The organism is Streptomyces sp. NPDC001108 (assembly GCF_053598535.1).
The window spans coordinates 36222-53539 of record NZ_JBSFKL010000003.1 but is presented as its reverse complement, the minus strand read 5'-3'; the positions used below and the strand labels follow the sequence as shown (position 1 = coordinate 53539).

Here is a 17318-nt window from a genome sequence, read left to right as displayed (position 1 = left end):
CCCACGGGCCGTCCCGTGACCCTGACGGGCGGGCGACGGCCGCTCCGGCACCTCGCCGCGCTGTCGGAACGCCCGCACGCCTCCAGCGTGCGGGCGTACTCCGTCCTGCGATCCGTCAGGGACGGCGGGACGGCCCTCAGTCGTGCAGGGGCGCGCGCCAGACGATCCGGGTGCCGCCGTCCCCGGGCCGCTCCACGGAGAGCGAGCCGCCGCACAGCTCCGCCCGGGTCCGCATGTTGGCCAGCCCGCCGGAGCGCCCGGCCACCGGTCCCGAACCGGTGGCGGCCAGTACGCCGGCCGGGATCCCGGCGCCGTTGTCCGTGACGGTCAGGGCCACCACCGCCTCGTCGGCGACGAGTTCGATCCCGATGCGGGTGGCGCGGGCGTGCCGGGAGGCGTTGGAGACCGCCTCGGCGGCCACCGCCACCAGGTGCTCGGCCAACTCGTCCGGGACCGTGGTGTCGACCGGCCCGTCGATCCGCAGCGAGGGCTGGAACCCCAGGGCGGCCGCCGCGGTGCGGGCGGTCTCCGCCATCCGGTGCCGCAGCCCGCCGCGCCCCGCCCGTTCCGCCGTCCGCAGATCGAAGATGGTGGACCGGATGATCCGGATCGTTGTGTCCAGGTCGTCCACCGCCCGGCTGACCCGCTCCGCCGCGCCCGGCCGGTCCGCGATGGCCCGGGTGGTGCTCTGTAGGGTCATCCCGGTCGCGAAGAGCCGCTGGATCGCCAGGTCGTGCAGATCACGGGCGATCCGGTCCCGGTCGTGCATCACGGCCAGTTCCTCGGACTCGGCCCGTCCGCGGGCCAGCTCCAGGGCGATGGCCGCCTGGTCGGCGAAGCCCGAGACCAGCGCGATCTCCGTCTCGTCGAACGGCGGCCGGTTCGCCGGCCGCCCCAGCCGCAGTGCCCCGCTCGCCCCCGCGTCGACCCGCAACGGCACCGCCACCACCGGCCCGAGCCCGTCCTCGGCCCCGTCGCCGAACGGATGGGCCCGCGGATCGGTCGTCACGTCCGCGCAGTGCACCGGCGTACCCGTACGGGCCGCGAGCCCGGCCAGCGACCCCCGGGCCGGGACGGACCGCCCCATGACCCGCCCGGCGTCCCGGCCGTGGGCGACCGCGACGGTCAGCCGGGTGTCGGCGCCCTCCCCGGTCCCGGGCGCGGCGGCGGACGGCGTCGGCAGCAGGATCGCGGCCCGGTCGGCCCCCGCCACCTCCATCGCCCGCTCGGCGATCAGATGCAGCACCTCGTCGGCGTCCGTCCCCGACAGCAGGCTGCGGGTGATCTCGCCGAGCGCCTCCAGCCGCCGTTCCCGGCGGCGGCTCTCGTCGTACATCCGGGCGTTGTCGATGGCGACCCCGGCCGCGATCGACAACGTGGTCAGCAGCGACTCGTCGTCGGCGTCGAAGTCCGCCCCGCCCCGCTTCTCGGTCAGGTACAGATTGCCGAAGACCTCGTCCCGGACCCGGATCGGCACCCCGAGGAAGGTGCGCATCGGCGGATGGTGCGGCGGGAAGCCGAAACTGCGCGGATGGCTGCTGAGATCGGTGAGCCGCAGCGGCTCCGGACGGTGGATCAGCTCACCGAGGATGCCCCGCCCGCACGGCGTCTGGCCGATCTCGGCGGCCGTCGGCTCCGATATGCCGACCGTCAGGAACTCCAGCAGCTTCTGCCCGTCCCCGATGATGCCGAGCGCCCCGTACTCCGCGTCGGTGAGCGTCACCGCGGCCTCCACGATGCCGCGCAGCACCTCGGGCAGCTCCAGACCCCGCCCCAGGCTCATCACCGCGTCCAGCAGTCCGCGCATCCGGTCCGGCCGGCTCGGCTGCGGCCAGGCGGCCGGGGCGACGGACGCGGCCGACGCCCCGGAGACCGGGCAGCGGGAGCCGTGCGGGGGCGCGGGGGAGGGGACTTCACCGGGGGAGCCGGGCGCCGTGGGTGCTGTCTCTGTCATTCGGGGTGCCGCTCTCAGGGTCCGTGTGCCGGGGGATCGCTCACCGGATCACCGCGGGGCTGGAACCGGTCCACGGACGGTCAGCCTACGGCAGCCGCCCGGCCGGCCCCCGGCCGCACCCGCGTAACCCGGGGGCCGGGTGGTGGGGCCGGTCGGCCGCCCGGGGCCCCGCGCGTAGGGCCGGTCGTCCCGGTGAACGGTACCCGTCGGTCCCTGGAGGCGTTCCGGCGCCGGGACCAGCATGGTGCGGCCGGGAAGGTCCGGCCCGTCCCCCGTGATCCACCGGACCTTCCCGACCGCTCCCCACGCCCCGCACGGCGGGGGAGCGCTCGTGGAACGCAAGAGCTGGAGGACACGGTCCGGTGGACGCAATGGAAAAGCAGGGCAGCCCGGCAGCCCCCGCACAAGGGCCCCTGCCCCCCGGCCCCGACCGGCCCGGCCGCCGCTCCCGCGGCCGGATCGTCGTCTCGTGGCTCACCACGACCGACCACAAGCAGATCGGCACGCTGTACCTCGTCACCGCGTTCCTGTTCTTCCTCGTCGGCGGTGTGATGGCGCTCGTGATGCGCGCCGAGCTCGCCCGTCCCGGGACGCAGATCATCTCCAACGAGCAGTTCAACCAGGCGTTCACCATGCACGGCTCGGTGATGCTGCTGCTCTTCGCGATGCCGCTGTTCACCGGATTCGCCAACTGGCTGATGCCGCTCCAGATCGGCGCGCCCGACGTGGCGTTCCCGAGGCTGAACATGCTGGCCTACTGGCTGTTCCTCTTCGGCTCGCTGATCGCCGCCGCGGGGTTCCTCACCCCGCAGGGCGCCGCCGACTTCGGCTGGTTCGCGTACGCCCCGCTCTCCGACGCCACGCATTCCCCGAGCATCGGCGCCGACATGTGGATCATGGGCGTGGCGCTCTCCGGATTCGGATCCATTCTCGGCGCGGTCAATTTCATCACCACCATCATCTGCATGCGCGCCCCCGGAATGACCATGTTCCGGATGTCGATCTTCACCTGGAACGTACTGCTGACCGCCGTACTCATCCTTCTGGTCTTCCCGGTCCTGGCGGCCGCGCTCTTCGCCCTGGAAATGGACCGGAAATTCGGTTCGCACATCTTCGACCCGGCCAACGGCGGCGCCCTGCTCTGGCAGCACCTCTTCTGGTTCTTCGGCCATCCCGAGGTCTACGTCCTGGCGCTGCCGTTCTTCGGAATCGTCTCCGAGATCGTCCCCGTCTTCTCCCGCAAGCCGATGTTCGGCTACATCGGCCTGGTCGCCGCGACGATCGCCATCGCCGGCCTCTCCGTCACCGTCTGGGCCCACCACATGTACGTGACCGGCGGTGTGCTGCTCCCCTTCTTCTCGTTCATGACCTTCCTGATCGCCGTACCGACCGGGGTGAAGTTCTTCAACTGGATCGGCACGATGTGGAAGGGGTCGCTCTCCTTCGAGACCCCGATGCTCTGGACCACCGGATTCCTCATCACCTTCGTGTTCGGCGGACTGACCGGCGTCATCCTGGCCTCGCCGCCGCTCGACTTCCACGTCTCCGACTCGTACTTCGTCGTCGCGCACTTCCACTACACGCTCTTCGGCACGGTCGTGTACGCGATGTTCGCCGGATTCCATTTCTGGTGGCCGAAGTTCACCGGAAAAATGCTCGACGAACGGCTCGGGAAAATAACGTTCTGGACGCTGACGGCCGGATTCCACCTCACCTTCCTGGTCCAGCACTGGCTCGGCGCCCAGGGAATGCCCCGCCGGTACGCCGACTATCTCGCCGCCGACGGATTCACCGCGCTCAACACCCTCTCCACCATCGGGTCGTTCCTGCTCGGACTGTCGTTCCTGCCCTTCTTCTACAACGTCTGGAAGACCAGCCAGTACGGCGAGAAGGTCACCGTCGACGACCCGTGGGGCTACGGCCGCTCCCTGGAATGGGCCACCTCCTGCCCGCCGCCCCGGCACAACTTCACCTCCCTGCCCCGCATCCGCAGCGAATCCCCGGCCTTCGACCTCCACCACCCGGAGATCACCGCCCTCGAATCCGCCTCGCACTGACCCGCCCCGCACCGCTTCCCGAGGAGTGCCACCGATGTCCCACGGAGTGCTGGCGGGAGGAGTCCTCGTACTCCTCGCAGCCGGAAACGTCTGGTACCTGCCCGCCTACCTCGACCTCCGGGCCGGTCCGGACCGGCCGCGCTCGCGCCGGCCCGCGGCGGCGGCCGTTCTGACCGGCTGGGGCACGGTGCCCCTCACCCCGCTCCTGCTGCTCCTGTCCGTGGCCCCGGGCCTGGCCGTCCTGCCCGCGGTGGCCGGTGTCACCGCGGTGATCTGCCTGGCCGTCCGGTCCCGGCTGCTGCGGGCCCGGGAGCAGCGCGAGGAGGAGGCCCGCTGGTCCACGCTCTTCCCGGTACGGGCCGCCGGGAGCAGGGAGGACGCATAGACGAAAGCGAGACACGCACGGCAGGCGACAGCCGTGGAACCCCCGCCGGACGGTCCCGGCGGGGGTTCCCGCGTCCTCGGGGCGGCCCGGGTGCCGATGGGGCCGGCGGCCGGTCAGGGCCTGGGCACGGTGGCGCCGTCGCCCTCCTGGACGGCGATCCGGGCGAGCTTCGTCAGCATCATGCCGTTGCGGATGGAGGCGAGGTAGTCGACGGGGAGTCCGTGCATCCGGGTACCGGGGCCCCGCAGCGGATGCCATTCGAGGAGGAAGAGGGTGTTCCCGCCCCACGGGATCAGGTTCATGGCGATACGGGCCGCGCCGAACGGGGACGCCCGGGCCTCCAGCTCCAGACGGCGCCCGGGGTCGCAGATGCGGACGGTGCAGGTGTCGTCGAGGGTGACGGGGCCGAGGCCCACCCGGAACCGCAGCCGGGCACCGACCTCGGGCCAGTGCGGGTCGACGGCGATGATCCGCTGGGTCCCCGAGACCCACTCCCCGTACCGGCTGCCGTCGGCCAGCAGGTCCCACACGGTGGACGGCGGGCTGAGGATCAAGCGGCGGTTCCGGGACACTGCGACGCCTTCTCTCCGTCGGGACGGCCCCCGCCCGACGCTACCGGGAGCGCGCCGCCCCGGCACCCGTGGCCGCCCGCGTGTCGCCGTACGCGCTCCCGGCCCGCGCGTGGAGTGCTCGCCGAACCGGTCGGGCCGTGCGATCGATTCCGGCCCGGGATCAGCCTTCCGGCCCGTCCAGCTCCCAGACGTGGAGAACGTCGCGGCCCGGGGACAGCGTCGTCCAGGCGCCGCCGCCCAACGCGGTCGGCTCGCCGGAGACCGGCAACGGGTAGCCGACCGGCACGGGTCCGCCCGACTCCGTGGTGTCGACCAGCCAGTGCCGGCCCTGCCCCCACTCGTCGTCGCTCTCGGTGGTCGAGACGAGCAGGGTGGTCTCGTCGAGAAAGCCTCCGGCCCAGTCCCAGCAGGCGCCCGGCCCGTCCTCGTCGTCGGTGGGAGCACCGGGGTGCGGGGGGACCGCAGCCTCGGCGTCCCACTCCAGCCCGGCCACGACGGCGCCCCCGGAATCCCGTACGGCGAGGGAGCCCTGGGCGTGGGAGACGGTCATGAGCCGGTCGCCCGAGGGGCTGAGGTGCAGCAGGCACAGGTCGTCGTCCAGACAGTCCACGGCCAGCGCGTTCCCGTCCCACCTGCCCCAGCGCAGCGGTGCTCCGTCCTGGCCCTCGCCGATGCTCAGCCCCATCTGGTGGGGATCGGCCGGGTGGGGGAAGTGGAAGCTCCCCGCCGCTGCGGCTTCGGCGTCGGCACGGGCGAGCACATGCCCGCTCCCCGCGTCGATGACCAGCCACTCGTCGACCGTGTCGGGGCTCGGCTCTCCGCCGGGCAACGGGCCGCGTACATGGGCCCAGACGAGTCGGCCGTCCGCGGAGAAGCCGACGGACCCGCTCTCCGGGTACCGATGGTCCCGCCGGTCCGCGTACTCGGCGTACGACTCGTGCGCGTCCCGGCACGCGCCGTACCAGCACCCGTGGCGGACCTCCCACCGCACGACGCCCGACGGCTCCACCGCGCGCACGGCATGAACCCCGGCGAAGACCGCCAGGCTCGCGTCCGGGGCCAGTTCCCACGTTCCGCGGCGGCGGGGCCACGGCGCGGGGAAGCGGATGCCCGGCCCCGGACGTGCGGCGAAGGTGTCGTCCAGGGCGCGGGCCACGACCTCGTCGTCGCAGCGCTGGACGAGCATCCGGTGCCCGGGCCGCCCCGTGATCTCCGGCGGACCGGCCTGGGACGGAGGCAGAGGAGCGGGGACGACGGCACGGAGCCGAGCACGGGCGGACATACGGATCTCCCGGAGCAGATGGACTCGGGGAAGAGTACGACGTGCCCCGGACACCGGGCCGCGCGGTCCGCGGTGCGGTGTGGGTGACGGTTGGGCGGATCAGTCGTTGGGCCGCCTGCGGGTGGTCGGGAACCGCCTGATGCGCGGTCACGGCCGGAGGAACGAGCGGTCCGTGCGCCGTGGGTGGGAGCCACGGTCACCCGGATCGGTGCCGGCGCCGTGCGTGGGCGCCGCGTGTCGCTGGAGCGGAAGGGCGGATCGACGTTGGCGGAGCAGGCTGGACATCCGGGGCCGGGACGGTTCCACCGACCGGTGGGCCGGATCGGTCGGAGTACGGACGGGGCGCGTGAGTACGTGGTCGAGCGCCTCGCGGACCGGAGGCCGTGTTGAGCGTGGGTGGCGCCGGTTCCCCGGGTCCGCTGCCCGGCCACGGTTCCCCGGACAGCCGCGCCCTCGCCCGCGCCCTGGGTTCCGTCGCCCGTCACGGGCCCCGGAGGGATGGCGCGTGACGGGCCGATTCAGCGGGCGACGTGCCGTGCGGGCGCTGGTCGCCTTCGGGCTTTCCGTGGGTACGGTCACCGCGGTCGCCGGGATCCACTACGGCGTCTTCACCGCGATCGGCTGCTACGTCGACGCCTATGGAGCCCGCGATCCCTATCCCCGCCGGGGCCCGCTGCTCGCCGCGCTGTCGATGGGTTTCGTCGTGGCCTTCGCCGTGGGAGGGCTGGCACAGGGCAACGCATGGGCGATGGTGGCGGTGCTCTCCGTCGTCGCCGTCGTGTCGACGCTGTTCGTCCACGCGCTGCATCCGAGCGGTCCGGGAAGCTACTTCGTCGTCCTGGTCGCCGCGATGGCGGCCTTCCTGCCACCGACCGGCCTCACGGAGACAGCGATCCAGGCCGGATGCCTCGCCCTCGGAACAGCCGTGTCCTGGGTGTCGGGCATGTCCGGGTGGCTGACACGGCCGTTCCGGCCGGAGGAACGGGCCGTCTCGGCGGCGTTCCGATCCGTGGCGGCATTCGTGGACAGGTGCGGCGGCACGGAGCAGGACGCACAACGGAACGGCCTGTCACGGGAGTTCATCGCCGCGCAGCGACAGGCCTGCACGGCGGTGCACTCGGCGTGGGCGGCGTTGGACGACGCCCGCACGGGACGGCGGCCCGGGTCGCCTCCGGCCCGCCGCATGCGGCTCTACGCCTTCATGAAGAGGCTGGAGGTTGTCCTGGACGCGGCGCAGAGCACGGGGGAACGGGGTGGAAGCCCGATGCCGGCCGGTCCGGCCTCCTGGCTCCGCACCGCCGCGGACGAGATCGGGGCGGGCAGGGAGCCGGACCTCGGCCGGTCCGGTACCGAGGGACCGGCGGCCATGCGAAAGGCCGGCCGGGAATCCTCCCCGGGGCTGCCGCAGCCCGGACAAGGGCCCGGGCCCCTGCCGCTTCCCCCGCACCGGAGCGTGGCCGCGGACCTGCGCCACATGCTGTCCCGCTCCTCCTCCGCCCCTACGGTGGCGCTCCGGGTCGGGCTGGCCGTGGCGGTGGGAACCGCGCTGGGCGCCGTGCTTCCGCTCCTGCATCCGGCATGGGTCGCCGTGGGGGCGGCCGCCGTACTGCAGGGCGGTCCGGGACAGCAGCCCGCGCAGCGGGCGGAGGCGCGTTTCGCCGGGACCCTGGCCGGGGTCGGGGGCACAGCCCTTGTCTTCCACTCCTACCAGCCGGGGACCTGGGCGACCGTGGCGGTGGCCGCCGCCGCACACGCGATCACGCGCGCGCTGCCTCCCGCAGCCCTGTCCGTACGTACGATGCTGGCCACCCCGGTCGCGTTGCTGCTGATCGACGCGGCCTCTCCCACCTCCGGGCTCGGCAGACTGGCCGCCTTTCGGGCCCTCGACCTGACCCTCGGCCTCGCGCTCGGCGTGGCCGCGGCCCTGTTCGTGCGCGGCGTGCCCCGCCGGAGGGTGTGCCTCTCCGTGTCGAACGCCGTGGCCGCGACGGGGGACGCCCTGGGGGAACATCTGCGTACGGGGGCGGCCGGGGAAGCAGCCGCCGCGGCCGCGTGGCAGCGGATGACCGAACTATGGGCCATGCACGCCGCGGTCCCGGCGGAGGAGATCCGTTCGACCAGTACGGCGGACCGGCTGTGGCCCGCCGTACTGGCGGTGCGCCGACTGCTCGTGTGGGACCGCCTCACCCCGCCCGCACCACCGGCTCCCGAGGACGGCGGGCGGGTCGATGCCTTCCTGCGGACCCTGGCCGGAGCCACCCACGCACACCTCCCCGGTACGTCCGGACTCCGGGCGGCGATCCCGCCCCGCCTGGAGACCCCGCACCCGCACCACCACGCGGAACTGCACACCCGGCTGGCGGCGCTGCGCTCGGCACTGGAGGACCCCGTCCCCCCTCGTCCGGCCCGTCCGCCCGCGTCGCCGTAGGACCCGATGCCGGTTCCTCCCCTTCCGCCGGGTCCTCCCGCAGGGGCTTTCGGCCCTGGAGGGAGGACCGGGGGCGCGATATGGGAGCGTGGAAGGGTGAGTGAGAAGACGACTGAAACCCTCCAGTACCGATTCGACGGCCCCGAGGACGCGCCGATCCTGGTCCTCGGCCCGTCGCTCGGCACGTCCTGGCACATGTGGGACCGGCAGATACCCGAGCTCACCCCGCACTGGAGAGTTCTCCGCTACGACCTGCCCGGCCACGGCGGCGCTCCGGCCCGTCCCGCCGGTGCCGTCGGCGACCTCGCCGACCGCCTCCTCGCCACCCTCGACGGCCTCGGCGTCCAGCGCTTCGGGTACGCGGGCTGCTCCATCGGCGGCGCGATCGGCGCCGAGCTGGCGCTCCGCCACCCGCACCGGGTCGCCTCCCTGGCCCTGATCGGCGCCTCGCCCCGGTTCGGCAGCGCCGACGAGTTCCGCCAGCGCGGCGTCGTCGTCCGCACCAACGGCCTGGAGCCGATGGCCCGCACCGCGCCCGAGCGCTGGTTCACCCCCGGCTTCGCCGCCGCCCAGTCGGCCATCGTCGACTGGGCCGTCCAGATGGTCCGCACCACCGACCCCGGCTGCTACATCGCCGCCTGCGAGGCCCTCGCCTCCTTCGACATCCGCGGCGAGCTCGGCCGGATCACCGCCCCCACGCTCGTCCTGGTCGGCTCCGAGGACCGGGTCACCGGACCCGGGGACGCCCGCACCCTGGTCGCGGGCATCCCCGACGCCCGCCTCGCCCTGGTCCCCGGCGCCTCCCACCTCGCCCCGGTCGAGCAGCCCGCCGCCGTCACGGACCTCCTGCTCACCCACTTCTCCACGGCCTGGCAGGACACCCTCGCCGCCATCCCCGTACCGGCACCCATCCCGCAACTCTCCGCCCCCGTGCTGCCCGTCGCGGAGATCACCGCCGCTACGCCGCAGCCCCCGGACGGCGCCGGACGGCCCGACCCGTACGAACCCGGGCTGAAGCTCCGCCGCGAGGTGCTGGGCAACGCCCATGTGGACGGCGCCCTGGCCGCCGCCGACGACTTCACCGAGGACTTCCAGGAGCTCGTCACCCGCTACGCCTGGGGCGAGGTGTGGAGCCGGGAGGGACTGGACCGGCGCACCCGCAGCTGCGTCACCCTCACCGCCCTGGTCGCCTCCGGCCACCTGGAGAGCCTGGCCGCACACGTCCGGGCCGCGCTGCGCAACGGCCTCACCCCGACCGAGATCAAGGAGGTGCTGATGCAGACCGCCGTCTACTGCGGCGTCCCCGCCGCCGGTGCCGCCTTCTCCGTCGCCCAGACCGTGATCCAGGAGGAAACCCGGCCCCGGCCGTAGCAGGATGGGCCCATGGACGCCGTGAACCCCGCGCAGCCGACGCTGACCAAGAAGATCCACTCCTGCATCCGGCTGGAGAAGGACGGGCGCACGCTCGTCATCGACCCGGGCGCCTTCTCCGAACCGGACGCCGCCGCCGGTGCCGACGCGCTGCTGGTGACGCACGAGCACCCCGACCACTTCGACGAGGGCCGGCTGCGCGCGGCGCTGGAGGCCGACCCGGCCGCCGAGCTCTGGACCCTGCGCAGCGTCGCCGACCGGCTGGCCGCGGCCTTCCCCGGCCGCGTCCACACCGTCGGCCACGGCGACACCTTCTCGGCGGCGGGCTTCGACGTACAGGTCCACGGCGAACTGCACGCGGTGATCCACCCGGACATCCCGAGGATCACCAACATCGGCTTCCTCGTCGACGGCCCGGACGGCGCGCTCTTCCACCCGGGCGACGCGCTCACCGTCCCGGACCGGCCGGTCGACACGCTGATGGTTCCGGTGATGGCCCCCTGGAACAAGATCTCCGAGGTCATCGACTACGTGCGCGAGGTCGCCCCGCGCCGCGCCATCGACATCCACGACGCCCTGCTCACCGATCTCGCCCGGCCGATCTACGACACCCAGATCGGCGCGCTGGCCCCCGCCGACCACGGCCGGCTGGCCCCCGGCGAGTCGACCGGCCTGTGACCGCCGCCGGTCCGGCGGCTGTCGGTGCCAACCGCTAGGTTTACGTACATGCGCATCGCCACCTGGAACGTCAATTCGATCACCGCCCGGCTCCCGAGGCTGCTGGCATGGCTGGAGCGCACCGGCACGGACGTGCTGTGCATCCAGGAGACCAAGTGCACCGCCGAACAGTTCCCCGCGGAGGCGCTCCGCGAGGCGGGGTACGAGTCCGCGGTCCACGCCACCGGCCGGTGGAACGGGGTGGCCCTGCTCTCCCGCGTCGGCCTGGCCGACGTCGTCGAGGGGCTGCCGGGCGGCCCGGAGTACGACGGGGCGCTGGAGCCCCGGGCGATCTCGGCGACCTGCGGCCCGGTCCGCGTCTGCTCGGTCTACGTGCCCAACGGCCGCGAGGTCGACCACCCGCACTACGCGTACAAGCTCCGGTGGTTCGAGGCCCTGCGCAAGGCGGTCGCCGAGGACGCCGGGGGCACGCGGCCGTTCGCCGTGCTCGGCGACTTCAACGTGGCCCCGACCGACGAGGACGTCTGGGACCCGGCGCTGTTCGTGGGCGCCACGCACGTCACCCCCGCCGAGCGGGCCGCCCTCGCCGCGCTGCGCGAGGAGGGGCTGTCCGACGTGATGCCGCGCCCGCTCAAGTACGACCGCCCGTACACCTTCTGGGACTACCGCGAGCTGCGCTTCCCGAAGAACAAGGGCATGCGGATCGACCTGGTCTACGGCAACGCCCCGTTCGTCGCCGCCGTCGAGGACAGCTACGTCGACCGCGAGGAGCGCAAGGGCAAGGGCGCCTCCGACCACGCCCCGGTGGTAGTGGACCTCGGCGTCTGAGCCCACCGCACGGGGCCGCTCCGGGCCCGCTGTCCGGGCCGTTGTCAGTGCCCGGGGCTAGCGTGGTTCCCGTCCCTGATCCCGCTTGCTGGCTGCTTGCTGCGACCGAGGACGGCCCCGCCCGTTCAGCGCCGGGCGGGGCACACGATCCCGTTGGTCAGGCGGCGGGAGCCCCGGCGTTCGCCCCGGCTCCCGCCCCTGCCCGTGCCCCGGCCATGACCCGCAGGGCGGGCGCGAGGGCCAGGGCCGTCAGCAGGGCGCTGACCCACAGCGGTGCCCGGAAGCCGAGCCCCGCGTCGATGGCCAGCCCGCCCAGCCAGGGGCCGAGCGCGGCGCCCACGTTGAACGCGGCCGTGGCGAACGATCCGGCGAGCGTCGGCGCATCCGGAGCCAGCCGGAACACCCAGGAGATCAGCGCCGTACCGGTGCCGAACGCGAGCATCCCCATGACGAGCACGAACGCCACCGTCGCGTACGTGTTGCCCGAGGCCGGGGCGAACGCGGCCCAGCCCGCTACCAGCGCCACCAGCCCGCCCGAGGTGAAGGCGACCGGCCGGCCGTCGGCGAACCGGCCGGCCGCCGTGACGCCGAGGAACGAGCCCGCCCCGAAGAGCGCCAGCAGTCCGGGCACCCAGGCCGGGTCCAGCCCGGTGACCCGGGTGGCCAGCGGTTCGACGTAGGAGAACGCGCAGAACGTCGCGCCCTGCACCAGCGCCATCGTCAGCAGGGTCAGCAGCGGACGCGGGGCGGCGAGGGCCCGCAGCTCGGCCCGGACGGGCACCGGCTCCGACTCCGGCCGCCCCGCGGGCACGCTCCTCGCGATCACGAGAACGGCCGGTACGGAGACCAGGGCCACGGCCCAGAACGCCGCCCGCCACCCCCAGTGCCCGCCCAGCAGCGCACCGGCGGGCACCCCGGCCACACAGGCGAGGGTCACGCCCCCGACCACCACGGAGGTGGCGCGGGCGCGTGCCCCGGGACCGGCCAGGGAGACCGCCGTGACCAGGGCCACCGACCAGAATCCGGCGTTGGCCAGCGCTCCGACGACCCGGGTCGCCAGCAGCAGCCCGTACCCGGGGGTGAGCGCGCCGACCACATGGGCGGCACAGAAGACGCAGAGGAAGAACACCAGGGCGCTGCGGCGCGGCCAGTTCCGGCTGAAGAGCGCCGTCAAGGGCGCCCCGACGATCATCCCGACCGCGAAGGCCGAGGTCAGCAGCCCCGCGGCGGGGATGGACACGTGCAGGTCGGTGGCGATGTCCGAGAGCAGACCGGACAGCATGAACTCGGACGTGCCCTGGGCGAAGACGGCGAGCCCGAGCGCGTATACGGCGAATGGCATGAAGAAACCCCATGGAAGACCGACGGAGGGACCGAACAGGGGTGTGGGCCCGCACCCGCCCCGAGGGAACGGGACGGCAACGCGGAAGAACGTCCGGAACGTTCACGGACGTGACCCGGCGGATGCGCACGGGAGGAACGCGGGCCCACACGGAGGTGGTCCTGCGGCGATGGCCTGGCGACAGCGCATCGGCCACCGGCGGACCGGTGGTGAGGGCCTTTCGTTTGGATCATGCCGGGGCTCGCGTGCCCCGGCACGCACGCTCGCCGCGTTGTCGTCGGTCGCCGACGCTCCGCGTCGACTCCCTCCTCCGCCTTGCGATCGCACGCACCGGACCCCGCTCACTGATCCGGCCTGACCCAAACGAAAGGCCCTAGCCTCTGTCGGACTCGGGGCTGGACATGCGCACGAAGGTACCAGCCCGGAACGTTCCGCCTCCACCTCCGGGGCCGCCCGTCCCCGCACCCCGGTACGGGGACGTCGGGCCGCGCGCCCTGTGGTGTCCGGCGCGGCCGGAGTGCGACCCTGAGTGGCATGAACATCCCTTTCCTGGACAACTGGCGTAAGCGGCACGGCAAGGTGGAGGAGACGGGGCTCGCCGCCGCGTTCGCGGACGACCCCGACGGGGTGGCGGAACTCCTCGCCGAGTGCGAGCTGCTCCGGGTCCGGGCGGAGCAGCGCGGGCTCCGACTGGACGACAGCCCGGCGTCGTTGGCGGCGCTCGACCAGCTGCCGCCGCGCTGGCGCGACGACCCTGAGGAGCTGCCCTGGCTGGGCAACGACGCCGGGCTGTACCTCGGGACGGTCCTGGTGCGGACCGTCCCCGGCGCGGTCTGGGGGATCCGGCCCGGCGGTCAGCCCGTGGTGCGGCTGGCCTCCGGGCGGGAGATCGACGTGGTCGGGGCCGGTCTGGAGTGGGCGATGGCGGGCAGCCCGGAGCTCTCGCAGGTGTACTCGGAATCCGCCGAAGGCTGAGGGCCGTCCCGTCATTTTCGGCAGGCATGCGACGACAAGCACATAAGACGCCTTATGGCCTGTTCATGCGTGTCGGGGGCGAAGTCCCTTTTCGGGCTGGATAGTTTGCGCTGACCTCGGTACGGAGAAAAGTGGGTAGGGCAGCGTATGGCCGTCGATCCGTTGATCGAACTGCGGGACGTCAACAAGTACTACGGGCAGTTGCACGTACTGCGGGACATCAATCTCACCGTGGGCCGCGGGGAGGTGGTGGTGGTCATCGGCCCCTCGGGATCCGGCAAGTCGACGCTCTGCCGGACCATCAACCGGCTGGAGACCATCGAGTCCGGCCGGATCGCGATCGACGGCAGACCTCTTCCCGAGGAGGGCAAGGGCCTGGCCGAGCTCCGGGCCGAAGTGGGCATGGTCTTCCAGTCGTTCAACCTGTTCGCGCACCGCACCGTGCTCGCCAATGTCTCGCTCGCCCAGCTCAAGGTCCGCAAGCGGAAGAAGGACGAGGCCGACCGGCGCTCCCGTGAACTGCTGGAACGGGTCGGACTCGCCGCGCACGCCGACAAGTTCCCCGCCCAGCTCTCCGGCGGCCAGCAGCAGCGCGTCGCCATCGCCCGCGCCCTCGCCATGGACCCCAAGGCGCTGCTCTTCGACGAGCCCACCTCGGCGCTCGACCCGGAGATGATCAACGAGGTGCTGGAGGTGATGCAGCAGCTCGCCCGGGACGGGATGACCATGGTCGTCGTCACGCACGAGATGGGCTTCGCCCGGTCCGCCGCCAACCGCGTGGTCTTCATGGCCGACGGGCGCATCGTCGAGGACCGCACCCCCGAGGCGTTCTTCACCGCTCCGGAGAGCGAGCGCGCCAAGGACTTCCTGTCCAAGATCCTCAAGCACTGACGGGGGGTTGCGTACTGTGTTGCGTACGAGAAAAGTCCTGGCCGTCTGCGCCGCTCTTCTGCTGGCCGCGCTCGCCGCCGCCTGCGGCAAGGAGGGCAGCCCGCCGGTGAAGGGCCCCAGGCCCGACCAGCTCCCGGTGTACCGGGTCGACACCGCCTTCCGGCTGCCCGCCTCGCCGACCTGGACGAATGCGAGGAAGCGCGGCTACCTCAGGGTCGGCGCCAAGGAGGACCAGCCCTATCTGGGCGAGAAGGACCCGGCCACCGGCGTCTACTCCGGCTTCGACATCGAGATCGCCCGGATGATGTCGGCCTCGCTCGGCTTCGACCCGAAGTCGATCCGCTTCCGTACCATCGCCTCCGCCAACCGCGAGACGGCGCTGCAGAACGGGCAGATCGACTACTACGTCGGCACCTACACCATCAACGCCATGCGCAAGAAGCTCGTCGGCTTCGCCGGCCCCTACTACATGGCGGGCCAGGGCCTGCTGGTCCGCACCGACGAGCACGGCATCGACGGGCCGCAGGACCTGGACGGGAAGACCGTCTGCTCGGCCGCCGGGTCGACCCCGTACCAGCGCATCGCCGCCGACTTCCCGAAGGCGATCCTGGTCTCCTACGACACCTACTCGATCTGCGTCGACAACCTGCTCACCTACCAGGTCGACGCCGTCACCACCGACGACGCCATCCTGCTGGGCTTCGCGGCCAAGGCGCCCGACGAGATGAAGGTCGTGGGCAAACCGTTCTCCCAGGAGCCGTACGGCATCGGAGTCCCGCGCAGCGACAACGCGCTGCGGTTCGCGCTCGACGACGCGCTGGAGGCCAACCAGAAGAACGGCAACTGGAAGAAGGCGTTCGAGGCCACGCTCGGCCTGTCCGGGGTGCCCGCGCCGAAGCCGCCGCCCATCGACCGCTATCCGGCCGCCTGAGGGGCGGGCAACCAACATGAACGTACTCACCGACAACTTCTCGCTCTACGGCAAGGGCTTCCTGGGCACGGTCGAACTGACCGTCTACTCCTCGGCCCTGGCCCTGGCCCTCGGCTTCCTGATGGCCTCCTTCCGGGTCGCCCCGGTCGGCTCGCTGCGGGTGATCGGCACGGTCTGGGTGACAGTGCTGCGCAACACCCCGCTGACCCTGCTGTTCTTCGCGGTTCTGCTCGGACTGCCCCGGTTCGGCCTCGTCCTGCCCTTCAAGGTCTTCGCGGTCCTCGCGCTCGGCTGCTACACCTCCGCGTTCATCTGCGAGGTGCTGCGCTCGGGCATCAACACCGTGCCGACGGGACAGGGGGAGGCCGCCCGCAGCCTGGGCATGACGTTCGGCCAGACGCTGAGCACCGTGGTCCTGCCGCAGGCGTTCCGGACGGTGATCCCCCCGGTCGGCTCCACGCTCATCGCCCTGGCCAAGAACTCGGCGATCGCGGGAGCGTTCAGCGTCACCGAACTGCTCGGCACCTACAAGACCCTCAACGAACTGGGTTACAGCATCATCTGGTCTTTCGTCTGGATCGCCGTCGGCTACCTGATCATCACCCTGTCCATCAGCGCGCTCTTCAACGTGCTGGAGAAGCGCTGGGGAGTCGCCCGATGACCACCCGCACCGCACCCGCGGCCACCGCCCTCTACGACATCCCGGGCCCGGCCACCCGCAAGCGCCACCGGGTCTACGGGATCGCCGCGACGGTCCTGATCCTCGCCCTGATCGGCTGGGTGGTCTACCTGCTCGTCGACACCGGGCAGTTCACCGCCGCCAAATGGGCCCCCTTCGAGTACAAGGGCATCCAGGAACTGCTGCTGCGGGGGCTGGGCAACACCCTCAAGGCGTTCGCGTACGCGGCGGTGCTCTCGCTGCTGCTCGGCGCCGTCCTCGCGGTCGGCCGGCTCTCCGTGCACCGGGTGGTGCGCTGGATCGCGACGGTGCTCGTCGAGTTCTTCCGGGCCATGCCCGTACTGGTGATGATCTTCTTCATCTTCGTGGCGCTGAAGGTGCAGCCGCTGCCCGCCCTGGTCACCGGGCTGACCCTGTACAACGGCTCGGTGCTCGCCGAGGTCTTCCGCGCCGGGATCAACTCGGTGGAGCGCGGCCAGGGCGAGGCCGCGTACGCCCTCGGCATGCGCAAGACGCAGGTCACCACGTTCGTGCTGGCCCCACAGGCGGTGCGCGCCATGCTGCCCACGATCATCAGCCAGTTGGTCGTCGCGCTGAAGGACACCTCGCTCGGCTTCCTGATCACGTACGAGGAATTTCTGCACGCGGGCAAGCTCATCGCGTCCAACCTCGACTACGATCTTCCCTTCATCCCGGTGGTGATGGTGATCTCACCGATCTACATCGGGATGTGCATGCTGCTCTCCTGGTTCGCGACCTGGGTGGCCAAGCGGGAACGGCGCAATCCGAAGATGAAGGCCGTGGAGATCGCACCGGCCGAACCGGGAACGCTGCTGCCGGGGGCGCAGTAGCCGGGGCCGCCGCGAGGCGGTCCCAGCAGAGCGGTGCCCGCCCGGCAGCAGCCGGTGATCACTTCTCGTACGGGACGACGGGCCCGTGCACCGG

General features: G+C 72.4%; 15 protein-coding genes. 11 read left to right on the top strand and 4 right to left on the bottom strand.

The window, feature by feature from the left end; translation table 11 throughout:
- Positions 1-136 precede the first annotated feature (136 nt).
- Complete coding sequence (locus ACWC97_RS08775) at positions 137-1807, bottom strand: sensor histidine kinase (protein WP_352280225.1); 1671 nt, start codon at positions 1805-1807, stop codon at positions 137-139.
- 518 nt (positions 1808-2325) lie between these two features.
- On the opposite strand from ACWC97_RS08775, the gene ctaD reads away from it, so the two are divergent.
- Together ctaD and ACWC97_RS08765 are read left to right on the top strand one after the other, a co-directional pair.
- A complete protein-coding gene (gene ctaD / locus ACWC97_RS08770) occupies positions 2326-4011 on the top strand; it encodes an aa3-type cytochrome oxidase subunit I (RefSeq protein WP_392280238.1) in 1686 nt (561 codons plus the stop codon).
- A 34-nt stretch (positions 4012-4045) separates the two neighbouring features.
- Entirely contained in the window at positions 4046-4396 is a 351-nt protein-coding gene (locus ACWC97_RS08765; protein ID WP_352280215.1) for a hypothetical protein, read from the top strand.
- 113 nt (positions 4397-4509) lie between these two features.
- On the opposite strand, the gene ACWC97_RS08760 is transcribed toward ACWC97_RS08765, so the two are convergent.
- Complete coding sequence (locus ACWC97_RS08760; protein WP_352280216.1) at positions 4510-4968, bottom strand: SRPBCC family protein; 459 nt, start codon at positions 4966-4968, stop codon at positions 4510-4512.
- Positions 4969-5128: 160 nt separating this feature from the next.
- Complete coding sequence (locus tag ACWC97_RS08755; protein WP_450648265.1) at positions 5129-6250, bottom strand: hypothetical protein; 1122 nt, start codon at positions 6248-6250, stop codon at positions 5129-5131.
- Positions 6251-6755: 505 nt separating this feature from the next.
- Here ACWC97_RS08755 and ACWC97_RS08750 point away from each other — a divergent pair.
- From ACWC97_RS08750 to ACWC97_RS08735, 4 genes are all read left to right on the top strand, one after another.
- Positions 6756-8678 (top strand): FUSC family protein, encoded by a 1923-nt coding sequence (locus tag ACWC97_RS08750; protein WP_450648263.1) that lies wholly within the window; start codon positions 6756-6758, stop codon positions 8676-8678.
- A gap of 96 nt (positions 8679-8774) precedes the next feature.
- Entirely contained in the window at positions 8775-10049 is a 1275-nt protein-coding gene (gene pcaDC / locus ACWC97_RS08745; RefSeq protein WP_352280219.1) for a bifunctional 3-oxoadipate enol-lactonase/4-carboxymuconolactone decarboxylase PcaDC, read from the top strand.
- 12 nt (positions 10050-10061) lie between these two features.
- Complete coding sequence (locus ACWC97_RS08740; RefSeq protein ID WP_352280220.1) at positions 10062-10727, top strand: MBL fold metallo-hydrolase; 666 nt, start codon at positions 10062-10064, stop codon at positions 10725-10727.
- A 48-nt stretch (positions 10728-10775) separates the two neighbouring features.
- Complete coding sequence (locus ACWC97_RS08735) at positions 10776-11555, top strand: exodeoxyribonuclease III (RefSeq protein ID WP_352280221.1); 780 nt, start codon at positions 10776-10778, stop codon at positions 11553-11555.
- A gap of 157 nt (positions 11556-11712) precedes the next feature.
- Here the strand turns inward: ACWC97_RS08735 and ACWC97_RS08730 are convergent, their stop codons facing one another.
- Entirely contained in the window at positions 11713-12897 is a 1185-nt protein-coding gene (locus tag ACWC97_RS08730) for a Cmx/CmrA family chloramphenicol efflux MFS transporter (protein WP_352280222.1), read from the bottom strand.
- A 534-nt stretch (positions 12898-13431) separates the two neighbouring features.
- On the opposite strand from ACWC97_RS08730, the gene ACWC97_RS08725 reads away from it, so the two are divergent.
- From ACWC97_RS08725 to ACWC97_RS08705, 5 genes are all read left to right on the top strand, one after another.
- On the top strand, positions 13432-13872 hold the full coding sequence (locus ACWC97_RS08725; protein ID WP_352280472.1) for a DUF6278 family protein: 441 nt from the start codon (positions 13432-13434) through the stop codon (positions 13870-13872).
- A 147-nt stretch (positions 13873-14019) separates the two neighbouring features.
- Positions 14020-14763 carry an amino acid ABC transporter ATP-binding protein gene (locus ACWC97_RS08720; RefSeq protein WP_450648260.1) on the top strand — a complete coding sequence of 248 codons (744 nt, stop codon included), beginning with the start codon at positions 14020-14022 and terminating at the stop codon, positions 14761-14763.
- A gap of 19 nt (positions 14764-14782) precedes the next feature.
- Complete coding sequence (locus tag ACWC97_RS08715) at positions 14783-15694, top strand: glutamate ABC transporter substrate-binding protein (RefSeq protein WP_352280474.1); 912 nt, start codon at positions 14783-14785, stop codon at positions 15692-15694.
- Between the two features lie 16 nt (positions 15695-15710).
- Positions 15711-16355 (top strand): amino acid ABC transporter permease, encoded by a 645-nt coding sequence (locus ACWC97_RS08710; protein ID WP_352280475.1) that lies wholly within the window; start codon positions 15711-15713, stop codon positions 16353-16355.
- Positions 16352-17224, top strand: coding sequence for an amino acid ABC transporter permease (locus tag ACWC97_RS08705; RefSeq protein ID WP_352280476.1), 873 nt, complete (start codon positions 16352-16354; stop codon positions 17222-17224). The genes ACWC97_RS08710 and ACWC97_RS08705 overlap by 4 nt, the downstream gene beginning before the upstream one ends.
- Positions 17225-17318: the final 94 nt, after the last annotated feature.

Coding starts and splice junctions, on each gene's coding strand:
- ACWC97_RS08730 (WP_352280222.1), bottom strand. CDS start 12,897: ATGCCATTCGCCGTATACGCGCTCGGGCTCGCCGTCTTCGCCCAGGGC.
- ACWC97_RS08710 (WP_352280475.1), top strand. CDS start 15,711: ATGAACGTACTCACCGACAACTTCTCGCTCTACGGCAAGGGCTTCCTG.
- ACWC97_RS08765 (WP_352280215.1), top strand. CDS start 4,046: ATGTCCCACGGAGTGCTGGCGGGAGGAGTCCTCGTACTCCTCGCAGCC.
- ACWC97_RS08705 (WP_352280476.1), top strand. CDS start 16,352: ATGACCACCCGCACCGCACCCGCGGCCACCGCCCTCTACGACATCCCG.
- ACWC97_RS08720 (WP_450648260.1), top strand. CDS start 14,020: ATGGCCGTCGATCCGTTGATCGAACTGCGGGACGTCAACAAGTACTAC.
- ctaD (WP_392280238.1), top strand. CDS start 2,326: ATGGAAAAGCAGGGCAGCCCGGCAGCCCCCGCACAAGGGCCCCTGCCC.
- ACWC97_RS08755 (WP_450648265.1), bottom strand. CDS start 6,250: ATGTCCGCCCGTGCTCGGCTCCGTGCCGTCGTCCCCGCTCCTCTGCCT.
- ACWC97_RS08775 (WP_352280225.1), bottom strand. CDS start 1,807: ATGCGCGGACTGCTGGACGCGGTGATGAGCCTGGGGCGGGGTCTGGAG.
- ACWC97_RS08735 (WP_352280221.1), top strand. CDS start 10,776: ATGCGCATCGCCACCTGGAACGTCAATTCGATCACCGCCCGGCTCCCG.
- ACWC97_RS08725 (WP_352280472.1), top strand. CDS start 13,432: ATGAACATCCCTTTCCTGGACAACTGGCGTAAGCGGCACGGCAAGGTG.
- ACWC97_RS08740 (WP_352280220.1), top strand. CDS start 10,062: ATGGACGCCGTGAACCCCGCGCAGCCGACGCTGACCAAGAAGATCCAC.